Origin of the sequence: Streptosporangium sp. DT93 (genome assembly GCF_049844535.1) — a bacterium.
In the GTDB taxonomy this organism is placed as follows: Bacteria; Actinomycetota; Actinomycetes; order Streptosporangiales; family Streptosporangiaceae; genus Streptosporangium.
This window is the reverse complement of sequence record NZ_JBNCLF010000001.1, coordinates 780970-801382: the sequence shown is the minus strand read 5'-3', so window position 1 is coordinate 801382 and position 20413 is coordinate 780970. Positions and strand designations below refer to the sequence as shown.

Annotated in this window: 20 protein-coding genes and 1 tRNA gene; 7 read left to right on the top strand and 14 right to left on the bottom strand. The window is 70.4% G+C overall.

Annotation, left to right across the window (positions count from 1 at the left end):
• Entirely contained in the window at positions 1-669 is a 669-nt protein-coding gene (locus tag ACLQ2R_RS03920) for a response regulator transcription factor (protein ID WP_425957878.1), read from the bottom strand.
• A 129-nt stretch (positions 670-798) separates the two neighbouring features.
• On the opposite strand from ACLQ2R_RS03920, the gene ACLQ2R_RS03915 reads away from it, so the two are divergent.
• Positions 799-1413, top strand: a complete 615-nt coding sequence (locus tag ACLQ2R_RS03915; RefSeq protein WP_425957877.1) for a hypothetical protein — start codon at positions 799-801, stop codon at positions 1411-1413.
• Positions 1414-1535: 122 nt separating this feature from the next.
• On the opposite strand, the gene ACLQ2R_RS03910 is transcribed toward ACLQ2R_RS03915, so the two are convergent.
• A complete protein-coding gene (locus tag ACLQ2R_RS03910; protein WP_425957876.1) occupies positions 1536-2627 on the bottom strand; it encodes a hypothetical protein in 1092 nt (363 codons plus the stop codon).
• Positions 2628-2810: 183 nt separating this feature from the next.
• Positions 2811-3338, bottom strand: a complete 528-nt coding sequence (locus ACLQ2R_RS03905; RefSeq protein WP_425957875.1) for a hypothetical protein — start codon at positions 3336-3338, stop codon at positions 2811-2813.
• A gap of 219 nt (positions 3339-3557) precedes the next feature.
• Here ACLQ2R_RS03905 and ACLQ2R_RS03900 point away from each other — a divergent pair, with 219 nt between their 5' ends.
• Both ACLQ2R_RS03900 and ACLQ2R_RS03895 read left to right on the top strand, forming a co-directional pair.
• A complete protein-coding gene (locus ACLQ2R_RS03900; RefSeq protein WP_425957873.1) occupies positions 3558-4094 on the top strand; it encodes a peptidylprolyl isomerase in 537 nt (178 codons plus the stop codon).
• A gap of 370 nt (positions 4095-4464) precedes the next feature.
• A complete protein-coding gene (locus tag ACLQ2R_RS03895) occupies positions 4465-5340 on the top strand; it encodes a rhomboid family intramembrane serine protease (RefSeq protein ID WP_425957872.1) in 876 nt (291 codons plus the stop codon).
• Between the two features lie 52 nt (positions 5341-5392).
• Here the strand turns inward: ACLQ2R_RS03895 and ACLQ2R_RS03890 are convergent, their stop codons facing one another.
• Positions 5393-5638, bottom strand: coding sequence for a cell division protein CrgA (locus tag ACLQ2R_RS03890; protein WP_425957871.1), 246 nt, complete (start codon positions 5636-5638; stop codon positions 5393-5395).
• A gap of 211 nt (positions 5639-5849) precedes the next feature.
• Between ACLQ2R_RS03890 and ACLQ2R_RS03885 the strand changes: the two genes are divergently transcribed.
• The 3 genes from ACLQ2R_RS03885 (at position 5850) to ACLQ2R_RS03875 (ending at position 7295) form a co-directional block, all read left to right on the top strand.
• A complete protein-coding gene (locus tag ACLQ2R_RS03885; RefSeq protein WP_425957870.1) occupies positions 5850-6470 on the top strand; it encodes a class E sortase in 621 nt (206 codons plus the stop codon).
• 97 nt (positions 6471-6567) lie between these two features.
• Positions 6568-6726: a hypothetical protein gene (locus ACLQ2R_RS03880; RefSeq protein ID WP_425957869.1), complete on the top strand. Its 159-nt coding sequence runs from the start codon at positions 6568-6570 to the stop codon at positions 6724-6726.
• Positions 6723-7295, top strand: coding sequence for an anthranilate synthase component II (locus ACLQ2R_RS03875; RefSeq protein ID WP_425957868.1), 573 nt, complete (start codon positions 6723-6725; stop codon positions 7293-7295). Before ACLQ2R_RS03880 ends, ACLQ2R_RS03875 begins: the two co-directional genes overlap by 4 nt.
• A 91-nt stretch (positions 7296-7386) precedes the next feature.
• Here ACLQ2R_RS03875 and pknB read toward each other — a convergent pair whose 3' ends face one another.
• From pknB to ACLQ2R_RS03840, 7 genes are all read right to left on the bottom strand, one after another.
• On the bottom strand, positions 7387-9249 hold the full coding sequence (gene pknB, locus ACLQ2R_RS03870; protein WP_425957867.1) for a Stk1 family PASTA domain-containing Ser/Thr kinase: 1863 nt from the start codon (positions 9247-9249) through the stop codon (positions 7387-7389).
• Between the two features lie 82 nt (positions 9250-9331).
• On the bottom strand, positions 9332-10876 hold the full coding sequence (locus ACLQ2R_RS03865; RefSeq protein ID WP_425957866.1) for a serine/threonine-protein kinase: 1545 nt from the start codon (positions 10874-10876) through the stop codon (positions 9332-9334).
• Complete coding sequence (locus tag ACLQ2R_RS03860; RefSeq protein ID WP_425957865.1) at positions 10873-12330, bottom strand: peptidoglycan D,D-transpeptidase FtsI family protein; 1458 nt, start codon at positions 12328-12330, stop codon at positions 10873-10875. Before ACLQ2R_RS03860 ends, ACLQ2R_RS03865 begins: the two co-directional genes overlap by 4 nt.
• Positions 12327-13706 (bottom strand): FtsW/RodA/SpoVE family cell cycle protein, encoded by a 1380-nt coding sequence (locus ACLQ2R_RS03855; protein WP_425957864.1) that lies wholly within the window; start codon positions 13704-13706, stop codon positions 12327-12329. Before ACLQ2R_RS03855 ends, ACLQ2R_RS03860 begins: the two co-directional genes overlap by 4 nt.
• Positions 13707-13710: 4 nt before the next feature.
• The gene (locus ACLQ2R_RS03850; RefSeq protein ID WP_425957863.1) at positions 13711-15015 is read right to left on the bottom strand and encodes a PP2C family protein-serine/threonine phosphatase; all 1305 of its coding nucleotides are present in this window, start codon (positions 15013-15015) and stop codon (positions 13711-13713) included.
• Positions 15012-15479 carry an FHA domain-containing protein FhaB/FipA gene (locus ACLQ2R_RS03845; RefSeq protein ID WP_386239229.1) on the bottom strand — a complete coding sequence of 156 codons (468 nt, stop codon included), beginning with the start codon at positions 15477-15479 and terminating at the stop codon, positions 15012-15014. Before ACLQ2R_RS03845 ends, ACLQ2R_RS03850 begins: the two co-directional genes overlap by 4 nt.
• 17 nt (positions 15480-15496) lie before the next feature.
• Complete coding sequence (locus ACLQ2R_RS03840; RefSeq protein ID WP_362798309.1) at positions 15497-16237, bottom strand: DUF3662 and FHA domain-containing protein; 741 nt, start codon at positions 16235-16237, stop codon at positions 15497-15499.
• A 165-nt stretch (positions 16238-16402) separates the two neighbouring features.
• Between ACLQ2R_RS03840 and ACLQ2R_RS03835 the strand changes: the two genes are divergently transcribed.
• A tRNA-Leu gene (locus ACLQ2R_RS03835) sits at positions 16403-16488 on the top strand.
• A gap of 392 nt (positions 16489-16880) precedes the next feature.
• Here ACLQ2R_RS03835 and ACLQ2R_RS03830 read toward each other — a convergent pair.
• The 3 genes from ACLQ2R_RS03830 to ACLQ2R_RS03820 all read right to left on the bottom strand — a co-directional run bounded on the left by ACLQ2R_RS03830 (position 16881) and on the right by ACLQ2R_RS03820 (position 19455).
• Positions 16881-17153 (bottom strand): GlsB/YeaQ/YmgE family stress response membrane protein, encoded by a 273-nt coding sequence (locus ACLQ2R_RS03830; protein WP_425957862.1) that lies wholly within the window; start codon positions 17151-17153, stop codon positions 16881-16883.
• Between the two features lie 137 nt (positions 17154-17290).
• Positions 17291-18391 (bottom strand): ice-binding family protein, encoded by a 1101-nt coding sequence (locus ACLQ2R_RS03825; protein ID WP_425958161.1) that lies wholly within the window; start codon positions 18389-18391, stop codon positions 17291-17293.
• A 404-nt stretch (positions 18392-18795) separates the two neighbouring features.
• Positions 18796-19455: a hypothetical protein gene (locus tag ACLQ2R_RS03820; RefSeq protein WP_425957861.1), complete on the bottom strand. Its 660-nt coding sequence runs from the start codon at positions 19453-19455 to the stop codon at positions 18796-18798.
• Positions 19456-20413 lie beyond the last annotated feature (958 nt).

The following is a 20413-nucleotide window of genomic DNA, read 5'->3' as shown; positions in this document are numbered from 1 at the left end:
TCAGGCCTCCAGCCGGTAGCCGGCGCCGCGTACCGTCACCAGCGAGGAACGGCCGAACGGCGAGTCGATCTTGCGGCGGAGCGCGCTGACGTAGACCTCCACGATGTTCGGATCGCCGTCGTAGGAGAAGTCCCACGCCTGGGCCAGCAGTTCCCTCTTGGAGACCACCTCGCCCTGCCTGCGCGCCAGGCCGTGCAGGACCGCGAACTCCTTGGGGGTGAGCGGGATGTCCACCGTCCCCCGGCGGCAGCGCAGCCCGGCCGGGTCCACGGTCAGGTCGCCGACCGTGATGGACACCGGCCTGGCCGTGCCGCCCCGCCGTACCAGGGCGCGCAGCCTGGCCAGCAGCACCACGTAGGCGAAGGGCTTGGACAGGAAGTCGTCCGCCCCGGTGTCCAGTGCCTCGGCCTCGTCGTGCACCCCGTCCTTGGCGGTGAGCATGAGGATCGGCGTCCAGTTCTCCGCGTCGCGGAGCCTGGCGCAGACGGTGTAGCCGTTCATCCGGGGCAGCATGACGTCGAGCACGATCACGTCGTACGGGTTCTCGGTCGCCATCCACAGCCCGTCACGGCCGTCGTGGGCGACGTCGACGGCGAAGCCCTCACCCGCCAGCCCCTCCTTGAGCAGATGGGCCAGGCGTTTCTCGTCTTCGACCAGCAGCACGCGCATACCGCTCAGCGTGCCGCACGACGCCTAAAGCCAACCTGAAGACGCTTTCTGCGACCTTCAGCCTGGACTCAGGCGACGGGAGGGAGTCTGTGTCCCCGGAACGGCTCGACCACCCGAGAAGGAGAAACCATGCGTATCCGCATGCTCGCCACCGCCCTGGTGACGACGGGAGCCCTCATGGGCACGCTCACCGGGGCCGCGAGCGCCGACGGCACGCCGGCTCCCGAGGACGACGCCGTCGTCTTCGCCTGCGAGGGAGGCGGTCAGGTGGCCGTGAGGGTACGGACGTTCACGAGGGCCGAGATCGAGAAGCTGGAGAAGGAGGGGAAGACGCCCGCCGTCCCCGCCCTTCCGTCCGGGACCGGGGTGGGCGGGACCCGCGAAAGCCATGGGGACCGGGCCGTCCGGGGGTGGGCGGAGGCGGGTCCGAGCGAGGTGGTGAGGCCGGAGGAGGTGAGACCCGGAGAGACGAGAGCGGGAAGGGCGGAGCCCGGGGCCTGGCACACCGATGTCACGATCACGGCCCGTCCCGAGGAGGGCGGGAAGGCCGCGGGACCGGAGAGCGTGCGCCTGGCCCTGCCCGAGCCGGGTGGGACCGGAACGCCGGGGAAGGGGGGACGCCTCGTGATCACCGGAGCGGTGCCCGTTCCCGGCGGCAAGGACGCCGGTGCGACGGGGAGGACCGAGACGAAGGTCACCCTCGAAGGCGGCGAGCCCGTCATCACCTGCGCCATGAGGAAGTGATCCCGTGAGAACGTCCGGAGGGCCACGGGGGCTGACTCCGGAAGAGACTCCGCGGGCCGGCCGGTGAGATCCGTGCGGGAGTGACCCGGCCGGCCCGCGGTCCGCGTTCCCGGCCCCGGGGGTCAGTCCCCGGGAAAGCTCGGGTGCGGGCCCAGGGCCCAGTACTCGTAGAGGCCGTGGCCGACGTGGCCGTCGTACTCGAAGCGGCCGACGGCGTCGACCAGTCCCCACATGACGGCGGCGTCCCCGGGGAGCGTGTGGGTGACGCCCTGGACCACCGGGCCGGGGCCCTGGTACATGCCGTGCCTCCAGTCGGCCTCCAGGCCGTACCCGGTGCCCACCATCAGGTGCACCGGCAGGAGCGGGACGCAGCGCATGTCGAAGGGCCTCCCGCCCGGTGGCGCGAAGGAGATCACCGCCTCGCGCACGTCCCGGGTGCCGTCCCGGTAGACCGGGCGGTACTCGGGACGCCCGAGGTACTCCTCCTCACCCTCGCGCGCGGACCCGAAACCCCACACCCGCACCGCCTCCTCCAGCACCCGGCGGCCCTTCTCGTCCTCCTGGACGATGCACAGGATGGCGTGGTCGTCGAAGCGCACCGGGGTGTAGAGCCAGTAGAAGGTGCCCGCGTTGCGCGCCTGGATGCCGGGAGGCTCGGGCTCGCCGACCGGGCGGATGCCCCAGGAACGGTCGCGGCTGCCCTGCCAGCGGTCCGGGGTGACCTCGACGCGCTCGTCGCCGATCGTGATGTGCCCCGTCCACCGGCCGGTCTGGGCCAGCCGGGAGGAGTCGAAGACCACGCGCTCCTGCCATCGTACGAAGTGCCGGGGCTCCAGCGTGGCCGGGATCGTGCCCTCCCAGAGGAGGTCGAAGGACAGACCGTGCTCGGTGGGGTCGAGCACCACCCGCAGCCGCCGGAGCCCTTCGATCACCTCGACCCTGAACGGACCGACCCGCGTGTCCATCCGGTCGTCGCCCAGTTCCCGCGAGGCCCGGACCACCCGGTGCAGGTCCCGGTACCGCACGCAGGCGAACGCGTCGGTGACCCCCAGGTTGGGGTACTGGCCCAGACCGACGATGAGCATCAACTCGCCGGAGCCGGCGTGGCAGTTGAAGTAGTAGCGGTCGTAGAAGTTGCGGTCCGAGGTCGCGACGTGCCGCATCACCTCGGGCGACTGGTGGACGGGGTGATCGTCGAGGGGCGACAGGGTCATCGGGGCTCCTTTACCTCGGGAACCCGATCTAACAAGCGCTTGGTCAATCGGTCAACGGCCGGACGGGCCGCCGTGCCGAAGGGCCGCCACACAGAAGTACGGCCCGCACCATCGTCGTGATGGTGCGGGCCGTACCTCCGGCAGGTGCCGTACGCCGCGTTCGTCCTCGGCGTACGCCGACCGTCAGGGCTGTGTCTTGGAGATGTGCTCCGCCCTGGAGTCGGCCGTGCCGTCGGTCTCGCCGGTCTTCGAGGTGAGGTCGTTCTTCACCTCGGTGACCGCGCCGGCCGCGGCCTCCGTCTTCTGTCCCACCCACTGGGACGCGTCGGAGGCGCTGTCCTTGAGCGTGTCCGCCCACTGGTCGGCGTTGCGCCGGTACAGCGCGTAGCCCGCCGCTCCGATCGCGACGCCCGCGACCAGCAGGACCACCGGCCACTTCCTGGACTTCGCGGGAGCGGGATCGATCCTCGCGGCGGCCTGGGACAGCGCGGCGCTGATCCTCGGCGCGAGCTGCTCCTCGAACGAGTGCGCGGCGGCGTCGAGTCTGGGCGCCGCCCATCCACGGGCGACGATCATCTTCTCGCCGGCCACGTCACGGGCATGACCAGCCGCTTCACGAGCCTGGTCGGCCATCGGGCCGACCCGGTCCGCCGCGCGGGCGGCCTGAGCCTTGACGTGGCGCAGCGACCTCTCCGGTGCCACGATCTTCATCTGACGCTTTCCAAACACTGCTAGAGGCACAATCAACCTCCCCATTCGTTGGGGCCCCGCCGCCACCCCTTCCCGCTCGAAGGCGGCTCAATCATGACTGCCCATGGGAGGATGGTTGCGGGCCTGCGGTTGCGGCCGAAATCGTCAAAGCGCCACAAAAGCAATACGTTACATAGGCATTACCAACGATCTGAACGACCTGAAGGGGGCAGTCCGATCATGGCTGAGAAGTTGATCGCGAACCTCAATACCAACCGCGGCAGCGTGAAGGTCCAGCTCTTCCCGGACCACGCGCCCAAGACCGTGCGCAACTTCGTCGAGCTCGCCGAGGGCACCCGCGAGTGGGTGCACCCGGAGACCGGCGAGAAGTCCACCGCCAAGCTGTACGACGGCACGGTCTTCCACCGTGTCATCTCCGGCTTCATGATCCAGGGCGGCGACCCGCTGGGCCAGGGCGTCGGCGGCCCCGGCTACCAGTTCGACGACGAGATCCACCCGGACCTCTTCTTCAACCGCCCGTACCTGCTCGCCATGGCCAACGCCGGCATCCAGTTCAACCGCGGCACCAACGGCTCGCAGTTCTTCGTCACCGTGGTGCCCACGCCGCACCTGAACGGCAAGCACACCATCTTCGGCGAGGTGGTCGAGGGCCAGGAGGTCATCGACGCCATCGCCAAGACCGAGACCGACGCCCGTGACCGTCCCACCGAGCCGGTGGTGCTGGAGTCGGTGACCATCGAGCGCGTACAGGGCTGATCCTCCCGTCCGCGCGCGACGGGGGCCGGTCCCCCGTCCGCGAGCACGTGCGGGGCAGATCTCCCGTCCGGCGGCCTCCTCGGAGGCCGCCGTCCGCTTTTCCGGGAACGCCCGGCCTCGGCCCACGGGTGCGCCCGGCCTCGGCCCACGGGTGCGCCCGGCCTCGGCCCACGGGAACGCCCCGGCCCACGGGAACGCCCCGGCCCCGGCTCGCGTGTACGCTCCGGCCCCGGCTCGCGAGGACTCGCCGACGGCGTGCGGGCCGCCGGCCGTCACCATGCCTCGGGCCAAGGGTGCGCGAGGGCCCGGGATCGTGAATAGGCTGGCAGTCTGTGGAGGACAGAACGCTCGAAGGGGCCAGCCACACATCATGACCACCCAGCCGTCCGAAGAGCCAGGCACCGTCGTCCCGACCTGTTACCGCCACCCGGGACGCGAGACCTACGTCCGCTGCCAGCGCTGTGACCGTCCCATCTGTCCCGACTGCATGCGTGACGCCTCGGTGGGCTTCCAGTGCCCCGAGTGCGTGGCCGAGGGCGGCAAGGGCATGCGCCGGGCGCAGGCGGTCTTCGGCGGCAGGGCGGTCACCACCCCCAGGGTCACCTGGACACTGCTGATCATCAACGTCCTGGCGTACGCCGGCGAGATCGTGGGCGGCAACCCGGTGGTGAACGCCTTCGCGATGAGCGCCTACGACGTCGCCTACGGGGGCGAGTGGTGGAGGCTGGTCACGGGTGCCTTCCTGCACCAGCCGATGACGTCGGGAGGGCTGGGGCTGACCCACATCCTGTTCAACATGTGGGCCCTGTACGTCATCGGCCCGGAGCTGGAGCGGCGCCTGGGAGCGGCCAGGTTCCTGACCCTCTACCTGCTCTCCGCGCTCGGCGGGTCCGTCGCGATCTACCTGTTCGGCCTGGCCGCGGTCGGGGCGTCCGGCGCCATCTACGGCCTGTTCGGCGCGATGTTCGTGCTCGGCCGGAGGCTCGGCTACGACGTGCGCGGCGTGCTCTGGCTGATCGGCATCAACGCCGTCCTCACCTTCGTCATCCCCGGCATCAGCTGGCAGGGCCACCTCGGCGGCCTGGTCACCGGCGCCGTGGTGGCGGCCGTCCTCGCCTTCGCCCCGCGCGGGAACCGCGACGCGGTCCAGTGGGGAGGCTGCGTGGCGATCCTGGTCGTCCTGGTGGCGCTGGTGCTGGTGCTGCCGCCGTTCGCCGTGAACGCCAGGTTCGGGCTCCTGGGATGATCATCCACACCCTGATGCTTCCCCAGGGTGTGGACGGCGCCTGTGGAAAACGTCAACGCCAGCGGGTCGAAAGGATCACGCCGAAGATGATGAAGGCGAACCCGACCAGCAGGTTCCAGTTCTGCAGGGTGCCGAACAGGGGTGCGGTGGGAACCACGTAGTAGATGGCGATCCACAGGATGCCGATGATCCAGCAGGCCACCATGACCGGTGCCAGCCAGCGCGGACTGATCTTGACCTGCTGGGAGGCCTGCGGCGGGGTGTAGACCGGCTTCTTGCGCGTCTTGGGCTTGGGCACTGGGGTTCTTCTCCTGCGTCAATCCCGCGCGATCCGCGTCGGGTGCGGGCCGTGTCGGTCAGCGTGGTCGCTGGTGGGTGAAGTTCCGTGTAAGGATAGTCCGCGCGCACGGGCGATGGCGATTCCGCAGGGCACCATCCTGTGGCAAATGTTGCGCCGAGGCCGTGATCAGGCGCGGCCGGCGCGGTGCCGCCGTGCATACCCTGCCCCCATGAGAGCCATGCTGAGGGCCGCGAGCGACCTGAGCGTCACCGCGGGCCTGATCGTCCTGCTCTTCTGCGCCTACCTGCTCTGGGGCACGGGCTCCTACACCGCCGGGCAGCAGATGCTGCTGCAACGCGAGTTCACCCAGAAGGAGAAGGCCGAGCTCGGCCCGATCAGGCTGGGCGGGGCGGTGGCGATGCTGAGGATCCCCCGGCTCGGCGGCGACTACCGGTACGCCGTCGTGGAGGGCGTCGACGCCGACCGGCTGCGGATGGGACCGGGCCACTACCCCGGAACCGCAATGCCCGGAAAAATTGGAAATTTCGTTCTTTCTGGCCATCGAACGACCTATGCCGCGCCGTTCAACCGCATCGACGAGCTCCAGCCGGGGGACCCCCTGGTGGTCGACACCCGCGAGGCCCGCTACACCTACCGCGTCACCGGCACGCGGATCGTCGACCCCACCGAGCTGGGCGTGGTCGCGCCCGTTCCCGGACGACCGGACCGCAAGCCGGCCAAGGCGATGATCACGTTCGTCACCTGCCATCCGGAGTACTCCGCGGCCCAGCGCCTCATCGTCTTCGGCGAGCTGGACGAACGTCAGGGCCGCCGTGAACGCCCCGAGTGACCCGGGCGCCCCGGCCCGCCCGGCCGGCCCCCGCGGGATCGAAGGACGGCACGCCCGTAAGGAACGGCGTGCCTCGAAGGACCGGACGAGGAGTCTCATGTACGGATGGATCTGGCGGCTGCTCCCCGGAAGCCTCGCGACCAAGGTCTTCACCGCCGTGGTGCTGGTCGGCCTGGCCACGGTCGTACTCTGGTACGTCGTGTTCCCCTGGATCGAACCCCGCATCTCCCTCGACCCCACCGTCGTGGGCCGATGAGCCGTGTCCTCGTCGTCGACAACCACGACAGCTTCGTCCACACGATCGTCCAGTACCTGCGGGCGCTCGGCGCGGCCTGCGACGTGCGCCCGCGCGACCGGGTCTCGGTCGAGGACGCCTCCGGTTTCGACGGGGTCCTGATCAGCCCCGGCCCCGGCACGCCGGAGGACGCCGGGGTGAGCGTCCCGCTGGTCGGTCACTGCGAGGCCCACGGCATCCCGCTGCTCGGCGTCTGCCTGGGACACCAGGCCATCGCCGTCGCCCACGGCGCGACCGTCGGGCGGGCTCCCGAGCCCATGCACGGCCGTACCAGCGCGATCACGCACGACGGGCGGGGCGTCTTCGCCGGGCTGCCCTCACCGGCGACCATGACGCGCTACCACTCGCTGACCGTGCTCGCCGGGACGGTCCCGGAGGCGCTGGAGGTCACCGCCGTCACCGGGGACGGCGTGATCATGGGGTTGCGCCATCGCACCGCGCCCGTCGAGGGCGTGCAGTTCCACCCCGAATCGGTGATCTCCGAACACGGTCACCGGCTGCTCGGGAACTGGCTCGAAAGATTGGTGTAACACCGGCCCCCTGCTGGGCGATTGACCAGTGAGAGTCCTTCCGCCATCGCCCCCGAGTGGCGGAAGGACTCTTTCTCGTCCGGCCGGGACGTCAGGTCCCGTCGGCCGGCGACTCGTCGAAGATCGTGCCGTCGTCGGTCTCCGTGGGCCCCGGGTCCGGGTCCGGCTGCTCCTCGGGATAGGTCGGATCCTGCGTCGGCTGCTCGGTCGGCTCGGGCGCCTTACCGCTGGAGACCACCAGCGTGATCGTCGTGCCGGGCTGGTACTTGCCGCCGGGCTCGGGGGACTGGCTGATCACGGTGTCCTTGGGCAGGTCGCTCGGCTGCTCCACGACCCTCGACTTGAAGCCGAGCTGCTTGAGCGTCTCCTTGGCGTCCTTGACCGTGAGGTTCACCACCCCCGGCACCTCCACGGCCTCCTTGGGCACGTAGATCCGGACGCTGTCGCCCTTGTTGTACTTCTTGCCCGCCTCGGGCACGGTCTCGAAGACGATCCCCTGCTTGCGGCTGGAGGCCTTGCTCTGCAGGCTCACCTCGAAGCCGGCCTCCTCCAGGATGGTCCTGGCCTCCTCGGCGGTCTTGCCGACCACGTCGGGCACCTCGACCTTCTCGACGCCCTTGGAGACCTTGAGCGTCACCTCGGCGCCCTTGGCGACCTCGATGTCGGCGGCCGGATCGGTCTCGATCACGAGGCCCTTGGGCACCTCGTCGTCGAACTCCTCGACCGTCTTCACCTTCAGGTCCATGCCGGTGAGCGTCTTGGCCGCCACCTTCGCGTTCTGCGAGGCCAGCGGGGGGATCTTCACCTTGGTGCTGACGGCGGGGGGATCCGGCGAGAGGAAGATGTACCCCACGCCGATGAACGCGCCGATGACCAGCAGCGGGATGAGGATCCACGCGGCGGTCCTGACCGCGGTGTTGCCGCCGCCCTGCTGGCGGCGCCGTCCGCGCTCGCCGGGGGGCCGGCCCGCCTCGGTGCCGTACTCGTACGCCGGGACGGCCGTGGTGCGCTGGGTGGCGGGGCCGCCGGGGGGCGGGGCCTGCATGGTCCGGGTGGCCGGGTTGTAGGCGGCGGCGTTCCCGGCGGCCATGTTCATCGTCTGGGCGTCCGTGGGGATGCCGGACATCGCCCGCTGGATGTCGGCCCGCATCTCCCCGGCGCTCTGGTAGCGGTGCGCCGGGTCCTTGGCCATCGCCTTGAGCACGATGGCGTCGGCCCACGGGGGAATGTCGTGGTCGATCTGCGACGGCGGGATCGGGTCCTCGCGCACGTGCTGGTAGGCGATCGCGACCGGCGAGTCACCGGTGAACGGCGGCTGCCCGGTCAGCAGCTCGTACAGCACGCAGCCGGTGGAGTAGAGGTCGCTGCGGGCGTCGACCCGCTCGCCCCTGGCCTGCTCCGGCGAGAGGTACTGGGCGGTCCCGATCACCTGGGCGGTCTGCGTCATGGTCGCGGCCGAGTCGGCCATCGCGCGGGCGATGCCGAAGTCCATCACCTTCACGTCGCCGTTACGCGTGATCATGATGTTCGCCGGCTTGATGTCGCGGTGGACGATACCGCCGCGGTGGCTGTAGTCCAGCGCCCGCAGGATGCCGTCGACCAGCTCCGCGGCGCGCTCGGGCATCAGCCGGCGATCGGCCCGCAACAGGTCGCGCAGGGTGCGGCCGTCCACGTACTCCATCACGATGTAGGGCACCGGCGCGCCCTCGGAGACGTCCTCGCCGGTGTCGTAGACCGCGACGATGGACGGGTGGTTCAGCGACGCGGCGGACTGGGCCTCCCGGCGGAAACGCGCCTGGAAGATGTGGTCTCTGGCCAGGTCCGCGCGGAGGGTCTTGATGGCGACGATCCGATCCAGCCGGATGTCTCGGGCGCGATACACCTCGGCCATGCCGCCACGCCCGACGACGCCGTCAAGCTCGTAGCGATCGCCGAGGCGTCGGGGCTGAGTCATTTCCTGCACTGTCCCTTACCGTTCATCTTGGGTGCCGGTGAGCTCTTGGGCCACCGGTGTCCATCATCGACCCGTCGCCGCATCACGTCTCCCCATTCGGCGGGTCCGTGTCGCCGGGGTCGGGAGTCGCACTGGGCTCTGCACTCGGTGTCGCCGTCGGAGCGGTGGGCGTGGCGGTGGGAGTCGTCGGGCTCGGGCTGGACGGTGGTGACGTACTCGGCCGTGCGGTGGGCGTGGCCGATGTGCTTACCGTAGCCGACGGCGTGACCGTCGGACGGCTCGGCTTCGTCGGCGAGAGCGGCGGTCTGCTCGCCGGGGGGCTGCTCCTGCCCGGCCGCGCGGTGGGTGTCACGACGGCCGGACTCGACCGCACGACGGGCCTGCCCGGCTCACCGTCACCGGGCCGGTCCCCCAGCTCGCGGGCGGCCAGGGTGCCCAGGCCGACCGCGGCGGCGCATCCCGCCACGGCGGCGACGATCATCGTGGTCCTGCGCCGGCCGCGACGTCCGTTCCGCGCCGGCACGGCGGGGGGAACGGTGGGCGGCATCACGGGCGGTACGGTCTCGGGCGCCGGGCCCGGCCGCCACGCGCCCGGCTGCACCCCACCGGAACGTTCCCGCTCCCCGCCGGGACCCGCGGACGAACCGCCGGGACCCGCGAACGGGCCGCCGGGACCCGTGGGCGGGCCGCCGAAACCGGTGGACGGGGTCCGGCCGGTGGCCGGCGACGAGGCGACGTCCCGCGGCCATTCGGCGGCGGGTTCGGCGCGCCAGCCCGCCGGGTCGGTGAGCATGCCCAGGCCGGTGGTGCCCGAGGCGGTCAGCGCGTCGAGCAGCACGTCCGCCCGCTCCGACAGCTCCCTGGCGCCGGCCGGGCGCCGCCGCGGGTCCTTGGACAGGCACGCCGTCACCAGGTCGCGGACCATCGGCGGCACGTCGCCGGGAAGCGGGGGCGGAGGCTCGCCGATGTGCATGAGGGCGACCGCCACCTGCGTGTCGGCGACGAACGGCGCCCGCCCGGCCAGGCACTCGTAGGCGACCACGCCGAGCGAGTAGATGTCGGTGGCGGGTGTCAGCGGGTCGCCGGAGACCTGTTCCGGGCTGACGTACTGAACGGTGCCCATCAGCATGCCGGTCTGGGTGACCGGCGCGGCCTCCAGCACCCTGGCGATGCCGAAATCTGTGATCTTTATCACACCGGCCTCGGTCACCAGGATGTTCCCCGGCTTGATGTCCCGGTGGATGATCCCCCCGCTGTGCGCCGCGTGCAGCGCCCGGGCGGTCTGGTGGACCACGTCGAGGGTGATCTCCGGGGTCAGCCTGCCGTCCCTGGTCAGGATGCCCGCCAGCGACTGGCCGGGCACCAGCTCCATGACCAGGTACGCGACACCGTCGGCCTCGCCGTAGTCGAAGACCTGCGCGATGCCCGGGTCGTTGAGCCCGGCCGCGATCCGCGCCTCGGAACGGAAGCGCCTGCGGAACTCCGGATCCTCGGCCACGTGCGCGCGCAGCAGCTTCACCGCGACCTCGCGGCCGAGGAGCTCGTCCTGGGCCCGCCACACCTCACCCATGCCGCCCGACGCGATACGCCCCAGCGGGCGGTACCGGCCCCCGAGCAACGCGGTCATCTCCCCAGCACCGCTTCCATCACGCTCTTGGCGATCGGAGCGGCCGTCTGGCCGCCGGAGGCGTCGCTGCCGGCGCTCCCGGACTCCACGATCAGCGCGACGGCGACCTGGGGGTCCTCGGCCGGCGCGAAGGAGATGAACCAGGCGTGCGGGTCACGGCCCTGGGAGGTCTCGGCCGTGCCGGTCTTGCCGCCGACCTTCACCCCGGGGATCTGCGCGGCGCTCGCGGTGCCCTTGTCGACGACGTTGACCATCATCTCCTGGAGCTTGCGCGCGTTGTCCTCGCTCATCGCGGTGGAGAGCTCGTCCTGGTCGGCGCTCTCGACCTGACCGCCCTCGGCATCCGCGATCTTCTCCACCAGGTACGGCTTCATGACCACGCCGTTGTTGGCGATCCCGGCGGCGATCATGGCCATCTGCAGCGGGGTCATCTGGTTGCTGCGCTGGCCGATCGCGGCCTGGGCCAGGGCCGCCTTGTCCTCCTCGGGACCGATGTTGCTCGGCGCGACCGCCATGGGGATCTGCAGCGCGTCACCGTCGATGCCGAACTTGAGCGCCTGCTCCTGCAGCGCGCCGTAGCCCAGCTCCATGGCGATCTTGCCGAACGGGGTGTTGCAGGACTTCTCCAGCGCGAACGAGAGCGTCACGCGCCCGGCGCCGCACGCCGCCCCGCCGTAGTTGGGCAGGTCGGCGGTGGTGCCGGGCAGGTCGAGCACCTGCGGGGCCTCGACCTGGCTGTCGGGACCCAGCGTGTCGTCGCTCTCCAGGTACGCCGCCATGGTGACCACCTTGAAGGTCGACCCCGGCGGGTAGGTGCGGCTGATGGCCCGGTTCTCCAGCGGCCTGTCGTCGTTCTCGGCCAGCTTGTTGTAGGCGGCGTTGACCGCGGCCTTGTCGGGCTTGGAGAGCGGGTTCGGGTCGTAGGTGGGGATCGAGACCATCGCGAGGATCGCCCCGGTCTTCGGCTCGATCGCGACCAGCGCGCCCTTCTTGCCGCTGTCGCCCAGCGCCTTGTAGGCCGCCTCCTGCGCCCTGGGGTTGATCGTCAGCTCGACGTTGGCGCCCTTGGACTTCTGGGCGGTGAACAGGTCGATGCTGCGCCGGATCAGCAGGCTGGCGCTGGTGCCGTCGAGCAGGCTGTCCTTCGCCCGCTCGATGTCGCTCGCGCTCTCGGGGGCGAAGAACCCGGTGACGGGCGCGTAGACCTTGCCCTCGGGGTAGCGCCGGCTGAAGGGGAACTTGTTGTCGCCGGTCTTGACGGACTCGGCGAGCACCTTGTCGCCCGCGGTGATCCGGCCGCGCTCGACCTCGTAGCGCGCGTAGAAGTTGCGGGTGTTGCGCGAGTCGTCACGCAGATCCTCCGCCCGCACGGCCTGCAGGTAGTTCACGTTGATCATCAGCAGGCCGAACATGAGCATGCAGGCGAGGGCGGCGCGCTTGAGGGGTCCGTTCATCGCTGGAACACCTGCGTCATTCCTTCGTCCTGGATGGCCTGGGGCGGGGGTTTCCTCGCCGTGTCGGACATGCGTACCAGCAGCGCGATGAGGATCCAGTTGGCCAGCAGCGCCGAGCCGCCCTGCGACATGAACGGCGTGACCAGGCCGGTCAGCGGGATCAGGTTGGTCACGCCGCCGACGATGATGAAGACCTGCCAGGCCAGGATGAACGACAGGCCACCGGCCAGCAGCTTGGAGAACGGCTCGCGGGCCGCGATCGAGGTGCGCAGGCCGCGCTCCACCAGCAGCGCGTAGACCATCAGCAGGGCCATCAGCCCGGTCAGGCCGAGCTCCTCGCCGGCGGCGGTGAAGATGAAGTCGGAGAAGGCCAGCGGGATCTCGTTGGGGTGGCCCTGGCCGAGGCCGGTGCCGAGCACGCCGCCCTGCCCCATCGCGAACAGGCCCTGCATGAGCTGGTAGCTGCCGCCGAGCTCGCGGTCGTACAGCACCTGGTTCTCCGGATCGAGGAAGACCTCGAAGCGGGCCGCGACGTGGTCGAAGATCAGCCCCGCCAGGACCGCGCCGCCCACGAAGAGCAGGATGCCGATCAGCACCCACGAGGTGCGCTGGGTGGCGATGTAGAGCATCGCGATGAACGTGCCGAAGATCAGCAGCGAGGAGCCCAGGTCCTTCTGCAGGATCAGCACGCCCAGGCTGAGACCCCAGGTGATGAGGACCGGGCCCAGGTCGCGGGCCCGGGGCAGGTCGATGAAGAGCAGCCGCCGCCCGGCCAGGGCCAGCACGTCGCGCTTGGCGACCAGGTAGCCGGCGAAGAAGATGACCAGGGCGAGCTTGGTGAACTCCGCCGGCTGGAGGGTGAACCCGAGGATCTTGAGCCAGATCCTCGCGCCGTTCTCCGAATGGCCGATGAGGGGCAGCAGCGGAGAGATCAGCAGGACCAGGCCGACCGCGCCCATGGTGTACGTCAGGCGCTGCAGCATCCGGTGGTCGCGCACCACGATCAGCGTCACCGAGAACATGACGACCCCGACGGCCGTCCACAGCAGCTGGGTGGAGGCCGAGGCGCCCGGCATGCGGGCCGCCTCCAGCCGGTAGATGACCACCAGCCCGATGCCGTTGACCAGGGTCACCAGCGGCAAAATCAGTGGGTCGGCCCAGGGCGCGAACTTCGCCAGCACCAGGTAGGCGACCAGCATCAGGCCGCCCAGCCCCAGGCCGTAGGTGAGCATCCCCGAGGGGATCTGGTTGTCGAGCGCCAGCCCCACGTTGGCGTACGCCAGCATCACGATGACGACCGCGAACGCCAGCATGGCCAGCTGGGCCACTCGCCGCTTGGCGGGGAGCAGGACGGGCTCGGCGCTAGGGGTGCTCATGTCTCTACTGTGACCTCGTGGGTTCGGGGGTTCTCGAAGGTGCGGAGGACGCGGAGGCGCTCGGGGTCGCGCTCGGCTTCTTCCCGCCCGCTCCGGCCGCGGTCGTCTTGAGCTCCTCGATCTTCCTCAGGCCCGCCTCGACCGTGGCCACCGGGATGCCGTCGCGGACCTGGCCCTGCTGGAACGCGCCAAGGGTGGTGACCGACTCGGTGGTGCTTTTGGCCACGTCGAAGAGCTCGAAGGGGCCGAGGTTGGTCTTCACGCCCTGAAAAACCACGATCTCGTTACCCCTGGCTCCCACGAAGTACTGGTCGTCCAGCCACTGGCTGCCGAAATACCAGCCTAGGCCGCTCCCGAGCACGACGACGCCGCCGGCCGCGGCCAGCAGGGGCCACATCCGGCGGCGCCTGACCGGCCGGGCCGCCGACCTGACGACCGGTTCGTCGTCGTCGTCGGAGATCACCGGCTGCGGCATGGTGACCGCCTCGACGGCACGACCGGCCGGGGTGTCCGGCGGCTCGGACCGCGGCATGGCCGAACCGGCCGCACCGACCACGGCGGCGTCGGTACGCGGCGCGAAGCCCTCGTCCACCTCCAGCACGTCGGCGACCACGCAGGTGATGTTGTCGGGACCGCCGCCCCGGTTGGCCAGGTCGATCAGGGTCCGCACCACCCCCTCGGGATCCTCGATCGTGGAGAGCGTGTGGTGCAGGGTCTCCGCGCTGACCACCCCGGACAGGCCGTCGGAGCAGAGCAGGTAGCGGTCGCCGAGCTGGGCCTCGCGCAGGGACAGGTCGGGATCGACCTCGCCGCTGCCGTCGAGCGCCCGCAGCAGGATCGACCTCTGCGGGTGGGTGGCGGCCTCGTCCTGGGTGATCCGGCCGTCGTCCACCAGCGACTGCACCAGGGTGTGGTCGTGGGTGATCTGGTAGAGCTCACCCGCGCGCAGCAGGTAGGCCCGGGAGTCCCCGACGTGGACCAGGGCGACCCTCGTACCGGACCAGAGCATGGCGGTGAGGGTGGTGCCCATGCCCTTGAGGCTGGGATCCCTGCCCACCATCTCGTGCAGTCTGCGGTTCGCGTCGCGTACCGCCGCCTCGATGGCGCCGAGCAGGTCACCTCCCTGCGCGTCCGCGTCGAGCGAGGACATCGCGGCGATGGCGACCGAGCTGGCCACCTCGCCGTGTGCGTGGCCGCCCATGCCGTCCGCGACGGCGAGCAGGCGGCCGCTGGCGTAGGCGGAGTCCTCGTTGCCTTCACGGAGGAGGCCGACGTCTGAGCGGGCGGCGTAACGGAGTGCGATGGTCATTTGCGCAATTCGATGACGGTCTTACCGATGCGGATCGGAACACCGAGCGGCACCGGAGTCGGACGGGTGACTTTGGAGCGGTCGAGATACGTGCCGTTGGTGGAGCCGAGATCTTCCACGATCCACTGACCGTCCTGGGGGAAGAGCCGGGCGTGCCGGCTGGAGGCGTAGTCGTCACTGACTATCAGTGTCGCGTCGTTCGCCCGGCCGATGGTGATGGGCGTCTCCGTGAGATCGATGGTGGTGCCTTGCAGGGGGCCACCGATGACGACCATCTGCCGTGGTTCCCCCTTCTTGGATTTGGCCGCGGGTTTCGCCGGCTTGGGAACCTTGCGCGCGGGGACGGCGGCGGCCGTGCGGGACCCGAACAAGTCTGTCCGGATCACACCGACCGCGGCAATCACGAAGAACCACAGCAGCGCGAGGAAGGCGAGCCGGATCAGCAGCAGCGTGAGCTCGGACATGGACCGTCTGTTTACCTTTAATCGCGCCGGAAAACCAGAGTCGTGCGTCCCAGGGTGACACGAGTGCCGTTCTGGAGCTCGACCCGGCGCACCGGCTGGCCGTTGACGAAGGTGCCGTTCGTGGAGCCGAGGTCGACGAGCGCGACCTGGGGGCCCTCCACTCGCAGCTCGGCGTGGTGCCGGGACACGCCCGGGTCGACCAGCCGCAGATCGCAGTCGGTGCCCCTGCCCAGCAGGGTCACCGGTGTCGTCAGGTCGAAGGAGCGCTGGCCCTGCGGGTCGTCCTGGGTGGAGACCAGCAGGCGGGGGCGCCCCTGGAACGCCTGCCGGTTGCCGGTGGGCACGTCGCTCACCGGGGTGCGGATCTCGTCCTGTTCGACCGTCGCGCCGCGGATCACGCCCGAGCGGATGCGGAACAGGCCGACCGCGAGGTCGTCGGCCATCTCGAAACGGACCCTGACCGGCCCCACGAAGGAGTAGCCCTGTTCCTTGGCGTACTCCCTGGCGAGGTTGGCCAGCTCCAGGCTGATGCTGTCGGCGTAGACCTCCAGGCGCTCGCTGTCGGTCGTGGACAGCTCGACCACGAAGTCGTTGGGCACCAGAGTGCGCCCCTGGGCGACGATCGCCGCCCGTTCGTCCATCTCGCGCTGGACCGCACTGGCGACCTCTACCGGCTGAAGGTCAGATTTGAACGCCCGTGCAAAGGCACCTTCAACCAAGCCTTCGAGCCTCCGCTCGAAACGCTGAAGGACTCCCACCGGGTACCTCCCCTCCTCCGTCTGTGTGGTCGCGGTCGCTTGGGGGCTTGTCGCTCGGTCCTCGCTCTCTCGCACCCAGCTGCTCCGCTCCGGCATCTAGGAGGATCGTATCCGGGTTCATGGGTAACGGCCGATCCGTGCTAATGTTTCGACCGCACCCAACAAGGGCGGGTGGCGGAACGGCAGACGCGCACGGTTCAGGTCCGTGTGTCCGAAAGGACGTGAGGGTTCAAATCCCTCCTCGCCCACCAGATCCACCGTTGAGAAACGGGTGGGTCCACAGTGACGAAAGACGGCCCCGGTTCGCAAGAGCCGGGGCTTCTTCGATTTCGCGGGTTTCCAGGACGTTCGGACACGCGGAGATGTCTATCCCCGATCTCTTGCAAGCTGCTTTCGGGTGACTTGCGGCCTTTATTACGCTGACGGCTGAGAGCTTCCGGGGGCGGCGGGGGGCGGGGCGTCGCCCGGGTCGCCGAGATCGCCGGGGCGTCGGGGCGGTGGAGGCCGCAGGGGCGTCGGTGTCCTGTGATCCGATTCGCGCCGTCGGCGGTCCCGGCCCGGAATGCGGGCCGGGACCGCCGCGTGTCACGGCAAGCCGACGCGTACGGGTCCGCCGGAGCTCTCCGGCGCCGTACGCCGGCGGCTAGCGAACCCCGCGCCTGCCGTACATGCCGGCGACGATGGCGACACCGACGGCGGCGAGGGCGACCTGAATGATGATCTCGATCCAGTCGATGCCCGACGTGTTGGAGACCCCGAGGGCCCTGGCGATCGCGGTACCGATGAGGGCGGCGACGATACCGACCACGATGGTCAGCCAGATCGGGATGTTCTGCTTGCCGGGTACGACGAGTCGTCCCAGAAGACCGATGATGGCTCCAATAACGATGGCGGTGATGATGCCGGTAACTGTCATGTCCACACTTCCTCATTGATTGACTGCAAGCCGTATGCCCCTGGCGAGGGGCATGATGCATAACGAAACGACCATGCTGGGTGAACATCCGGTTGCGCCCGGCCGTCCCGGGCGCCGCGCCCTGCTCGGGAGGGGTGTCAGGCGACGGAGTGGGTGACGGTGGCGGTGTAGATCCCGGTGGTCACCCCCACCGGCAGCGTCACGGTGACGGTCGGATTCCAGGTCGCGGAGTTGCTCCCGGTGCCCTCGGAGGCGGAGAAGGCGATACGCGCGGAGCCCAGGTCGCCGGCGGCTCCGGGGGTGAAGGTCGCATCCCCGGTCGTCCGGGTGACCGGTCCCGGCGAGTAGCCGACGAGTCCCCTGGAGATGGTCCCGGCCCCGGCGCCTCCGCCGGTGGTGAAGTTCGTCGAGCTGACGGTCACCACCCAGGCGGCGGGTGAGGTGCCGCGGTCGTCGGTCACGGTCACCTCGCCGAGGTTTTCTTGAAGGCCGGCCGCGCCGGCCCTCACGGACCCCAGATCGGCGGTCGCGGGCACGCTGATGGACAGGGGGCCGGGGACCCCGGGAACGGCCACGGTGTTGGTGTCGAGGGTGACGGCGCCGTTGCGGGCCAGCAGGCGGCCGTCGACGGTCACGCCGGTGGTGGCGGTGATCGAGGTCAGGGCGAGGACGTTGCCCGCGAAGTCGGAGCCGGTGCCCAGCGTGGCCGAGCTTCCCACCTGCCAGAACACGTTACGCGACGCGGCACCGCCGGTGAGGGTGACGGTGCTGGCGGAAGCGGTGACGAGGGTGGAGGCGGCCCTGAAGATGAAGACCGCGTCGGGGTCGCCCTGGGCGTCGAGGGTGACTCCTCCGGTGATGCCGAAGGTTCCGGCGGCGGAGGTGTAGGTGCCGGGGGTGACGGTGGTGCCGCCCAGCTCGGTGGGCAGGACGGCGTCGGAGGGCTGCGCGGCGGCGGCGTCGTAGGCGGCGGTGAGGTCGGTCTGGGCCTGGGCGGCGGCGGTGTCACCCGCGTGGAGCGTGCCGGCCAGGGTGCCGGGCGGGAAGCCGGTGACGGCCGTTCCCGGGCTCACCCCGAGATCACCGGTGAGCACACTCGGTCCGGTGTTGGTGACCGTGCTCGCGCCCAGTACCGCGAACGCCCCGGCCCTCCCCAGCTCCACCGGCTCCGCCGCGCTCACGGGAGTGGGCCGCGCGGTGACGAGCGTGGCCAGTACGGGGACGAGCAGCATGATCATCGCCAACGGTGACGCCCTCCGGGGGGAGCGGAACCGGGCCGGTCTCGAAACGCCGGTACGTCGCGGCGGCACCGAGACAGAAATCCTCATACGTCCCTCACCCGCGGGTGGCGTCACCGGAAAGAAGGTTTCGCTGACCCTCGCTGACCTTCGACGAACCTCGACGACCTTCGACGACCTTCGACGACCTTCGATGGCCGCGTGGCCCGGCGGCCCGGTGGCCGGTCCGCGATCGAACAGTGATCTTGTTCTAGCATCCGATCGCGCGGTCACGGCGACGACGTGCCGACCGGTGGATCGGCCTGTCCGAGCGCTTTACCCGGGGGCCGGTCACCGGCGGCCGGTCGTGCCGGCAGGCAGAGCGGCCCGGAGAGCCTCCCCGGGCCGCTCCGCCTGCCGCTCCGTCATATCGCCGCGACCGTCTTACGCGTCCCGAGGAACTCGAAGTCGTAGACGGTGTTGTTCACCTGGAGCCCGTCGATCGCCCCGATGAAGGGACCGTCCGTGCTGGCGAACCCCAGGCTGAAAGTGATCACCGCGTCCGGCAGCCTGGTCTTGAGCTCGTCGAACGTGCACGGGTCGGCCACCGTGCAGCCGATCAGGGTGCCCGTCGTCCCGGTGGCGTACCAGGCACTGCCGGCGCCACCGGCGTCGTACTGCTGCCAGGTGTTGGCCGTCGGGGTCGCGGGGGCCGACGGGGCGGTGGACGCCTCGGGCAGGTAGATCAGCGTGGTGACGTCCGTCGTCCCCACGTTGGGATCGGCCTCTATGTTGAGGGAGGGCAGCGATACGTCCGCCATGGAATCGGTGCCCGCGAACACCCAGTAACTCAGGGTGGTGATGTCCCCGACCGGCAGCTCCGCGAAGTCGGTCTCGTTCCCGAAGGTGATCTTGTCGGGTTGGTCGTCGACGATGATGCCGATGCTGCCGCTGCCGTAGGGCGGCGGTACGTCCGCGGCGGAAACGGTGGGATCCGTGCGGGCGTACGGGCCGGCACGGTAGACCGCGCTCGGGTCTCCCGATGTCTCGCGTCCGATGACGCCCCACACGTCGTCGGCGCACACCGTCTCTCCCACCGGACCGGTGGCACCCGTCGGCCCTGCCGGGCCCGCAGGTCCTGTCAGTCCGGTGGCTCCCGCGGGTCCTGTCGGTCCCTCGGGTCCCGAGGGTCCGGTCAGGCCGGTCGCTCCTTGAAGACCGGTGGCGCCCTCGGGTCCCGCGGGCCCGCTGAGGCCGGTGGCTCCCGCCGGTCCTTGGGGTCCGGTCGGTCCTTCGGGTCCTGCGGGTCCGGTCAGGCCGGTCGCTCCCTGGAGGCCGGTGGCGCCCTCGGGTCCCGCGGGCCCTGTCAGTCCGGTGGCTCCGGTTTCTCCTGTCGGTCCTGCGGGTCCGGTGAGTCCGATCGGTCCTTCGGCGCCGGTGGCGCCTTCGGGTCCCGTGGGTCCGATCGGTCCCGCCGGTCCGGTGGCTCCGGTCTCTCCTGCGGGTCCTGCGGGTCCGGTCAGGCCGATGGGTCCTTGGGCGCCGGTGGCTCCCGTCGGTCCTTCGCTTCCGGTGAGTCCGATCGGTCCCGCCGGTCCGGTGGCTCCGGTCTCTCCTGCGGGTCCTGCGGGTCCGGTCAGGCCGATGGGTCCTTGGGCGCCGGTGGCTCCCGTCGGTCCTTCGCTTCCGGTGAGTCCGATCGGTCCCGCCGGTCCGGTGGCTCCGGTTTCTCCTGCAGGTCCTGTCGGTCCTTCGGGTCCGGTCAGGCCGGTGGCTCCGGTTTCTCCTGCGGGTCCGGTGGCTCCCGTGGGTCCGGTGAGTCCGATCGGTCCTTGGGCGCCGGTGGCGCCTTCGGGGCCTGCAGTTCCTATTGGTCCTGCGGGTCCTTCAGGTCCTGCGGGTCCGGTGAGTCCGATCGCTCCCGTTGGTCCTGCGGGTCCGGTCGCTCCTGTGGGTCCGGTCAGGCCGGTGGCTCCGGTTTCTCCTGCAGGTCCTGTCGGTCCTTCGGGTCCGGTCAGGCCGGTGGCTCCGGTTTCTCCTGCG

What these genes read in the sequence shown, in the direction of transcription:
- ACLQ2R_RS03920 (WP_425957878.1), bottom strand. Translation starts at nt 669, where the DNA reads ATGCGCGTGCTGCTGGTCGAAGACGAGAAACGCCTGGCCCATCTGCTC.
- ACLQ2R_RS03915 (WP_425957877.1), top strand. Translation starts at nt 799, where the DNA reads ATGCGTATCCGCATGCTCGCCACCGCCCTGGTGACGACGGGAGCCCTC.
- ACLQ2R_RS03910 (WP_425957876.1), bottom strand. Translation starts at nt 2,627, where the DNA reads ATGACCCTGTCGCCCCTCGACGATCACCCCGTCCACCAGTCGCCCGAG.
- ACLQ2R_RS03905 (WP_425957875.1), bottom strand. Translation starts at nt 3,338, where the DNA reads ATGAAGATCGTGGCACCGGAGAGGTCGCTGCGCCACGTCAAGGCTCAG.
- ACLQ2R_RS03900 (WP_425957873.1), top strand. Translation starts at nt 3,558, where the DNA reads ATGGCTGAGAAGTTGATCGCGAACCTCAATACCAACCGCGGCAGCGTG.
- ACLQ2R_RS03895 (WP_425957872.1), top strand. Translation starts at nt 4,465, where the DNA reads ATGACCACCCAGCCGTCCGAAGAGCCAGGCACCGTCGTCCCGACCTGT.
- ACLQ2R_RS03885 (WP_425957870.1), top strand. Translation starts at nt 5,850, where the DNA reads ATGAGAGCCATGCTGAGGGCCGCGAGCGACCTGAGCGTCACCGCGGGC.
- ACLQ2R_RS03880 (WP_425957869.1), top strand. Translation starts at nt 6,568, where the DNA reads ATGTACGGATGGATCTGGCGGCTGCTCCCCGGAAGCCTCGCGACCAAG.
- ACLQ2R_RS03875 (WP_425957868.1), top strand. Translation starts at nt 6,723, where the DNA reads ATGAGCCGTGTCCTCGTCGTCGACAACCACGACAGCTTCGTCCACACG.
- pknB (WP_425957867.1), bottom strand. Translation starts at nt 9,249, where the DNA reads ATGACTCAGCCCCGACGCCTCGGCGATCGCTACGAGCTTGACGGCGTC.
- ACLQ2R_RS03865 (WP_425957866.1), bottom strand. Translation starts at nt 10,876, where the DNA reads ATGACCGCGTTGCTCGGGGGCCGGTACCGCCCGCTGGGGCGTATCGCG.
- ACLQ2R_RS03860 (WP_425957865.1), bottom strand. Translation starts at nt 12,330, where the DNA reads ATGAACGGACCCCTCAAGCGCGCCGCCCTCGCCTGCATGCTCATGTTC.
- ACLQ2R_RS03855 (WP_425957864.1), bottom strand. Translation starts at nt 13,706, where the DNA reads ATGAGCACCCCTAGCGCCGAGCCCGTCCTGCTCCCCGCCAAGCGGCGA.
- ACLQ2R_RS03850 (WP_425957863.1), bottom strand. Translation starts at nt 15,015, where the DNA reads ATGACCATCGCACTCCGTTACGCCGCCCGCTCAGACGTCGGCCTCCTC.
- ACLQ2R_RS03845 (WP_386239229.1), bottom strand. Translation starts at nt 15,479, where the DNA reads ATGTCCGAGCTCACGCTGCTGCTGATCCGGCTCGCCTTCCTCGCGCTG.
- ACLQ2R_RS03830 (WP_425957862.1), bottom strand. Translation starts at nt 17,153, where the DNA reads ATGACAGTTACCGGCATCATCACCGCCATCGTTATTGGAGCCATCATC.
- ACLQ2R_RS03825 (WP_425958161.1), bottom strand. Translation starts at nt 18,391, where the DNA reads ATGATCATGCTGCTCGTCCCCGTACTGGCCACGCTCGTCACCGCGCGG.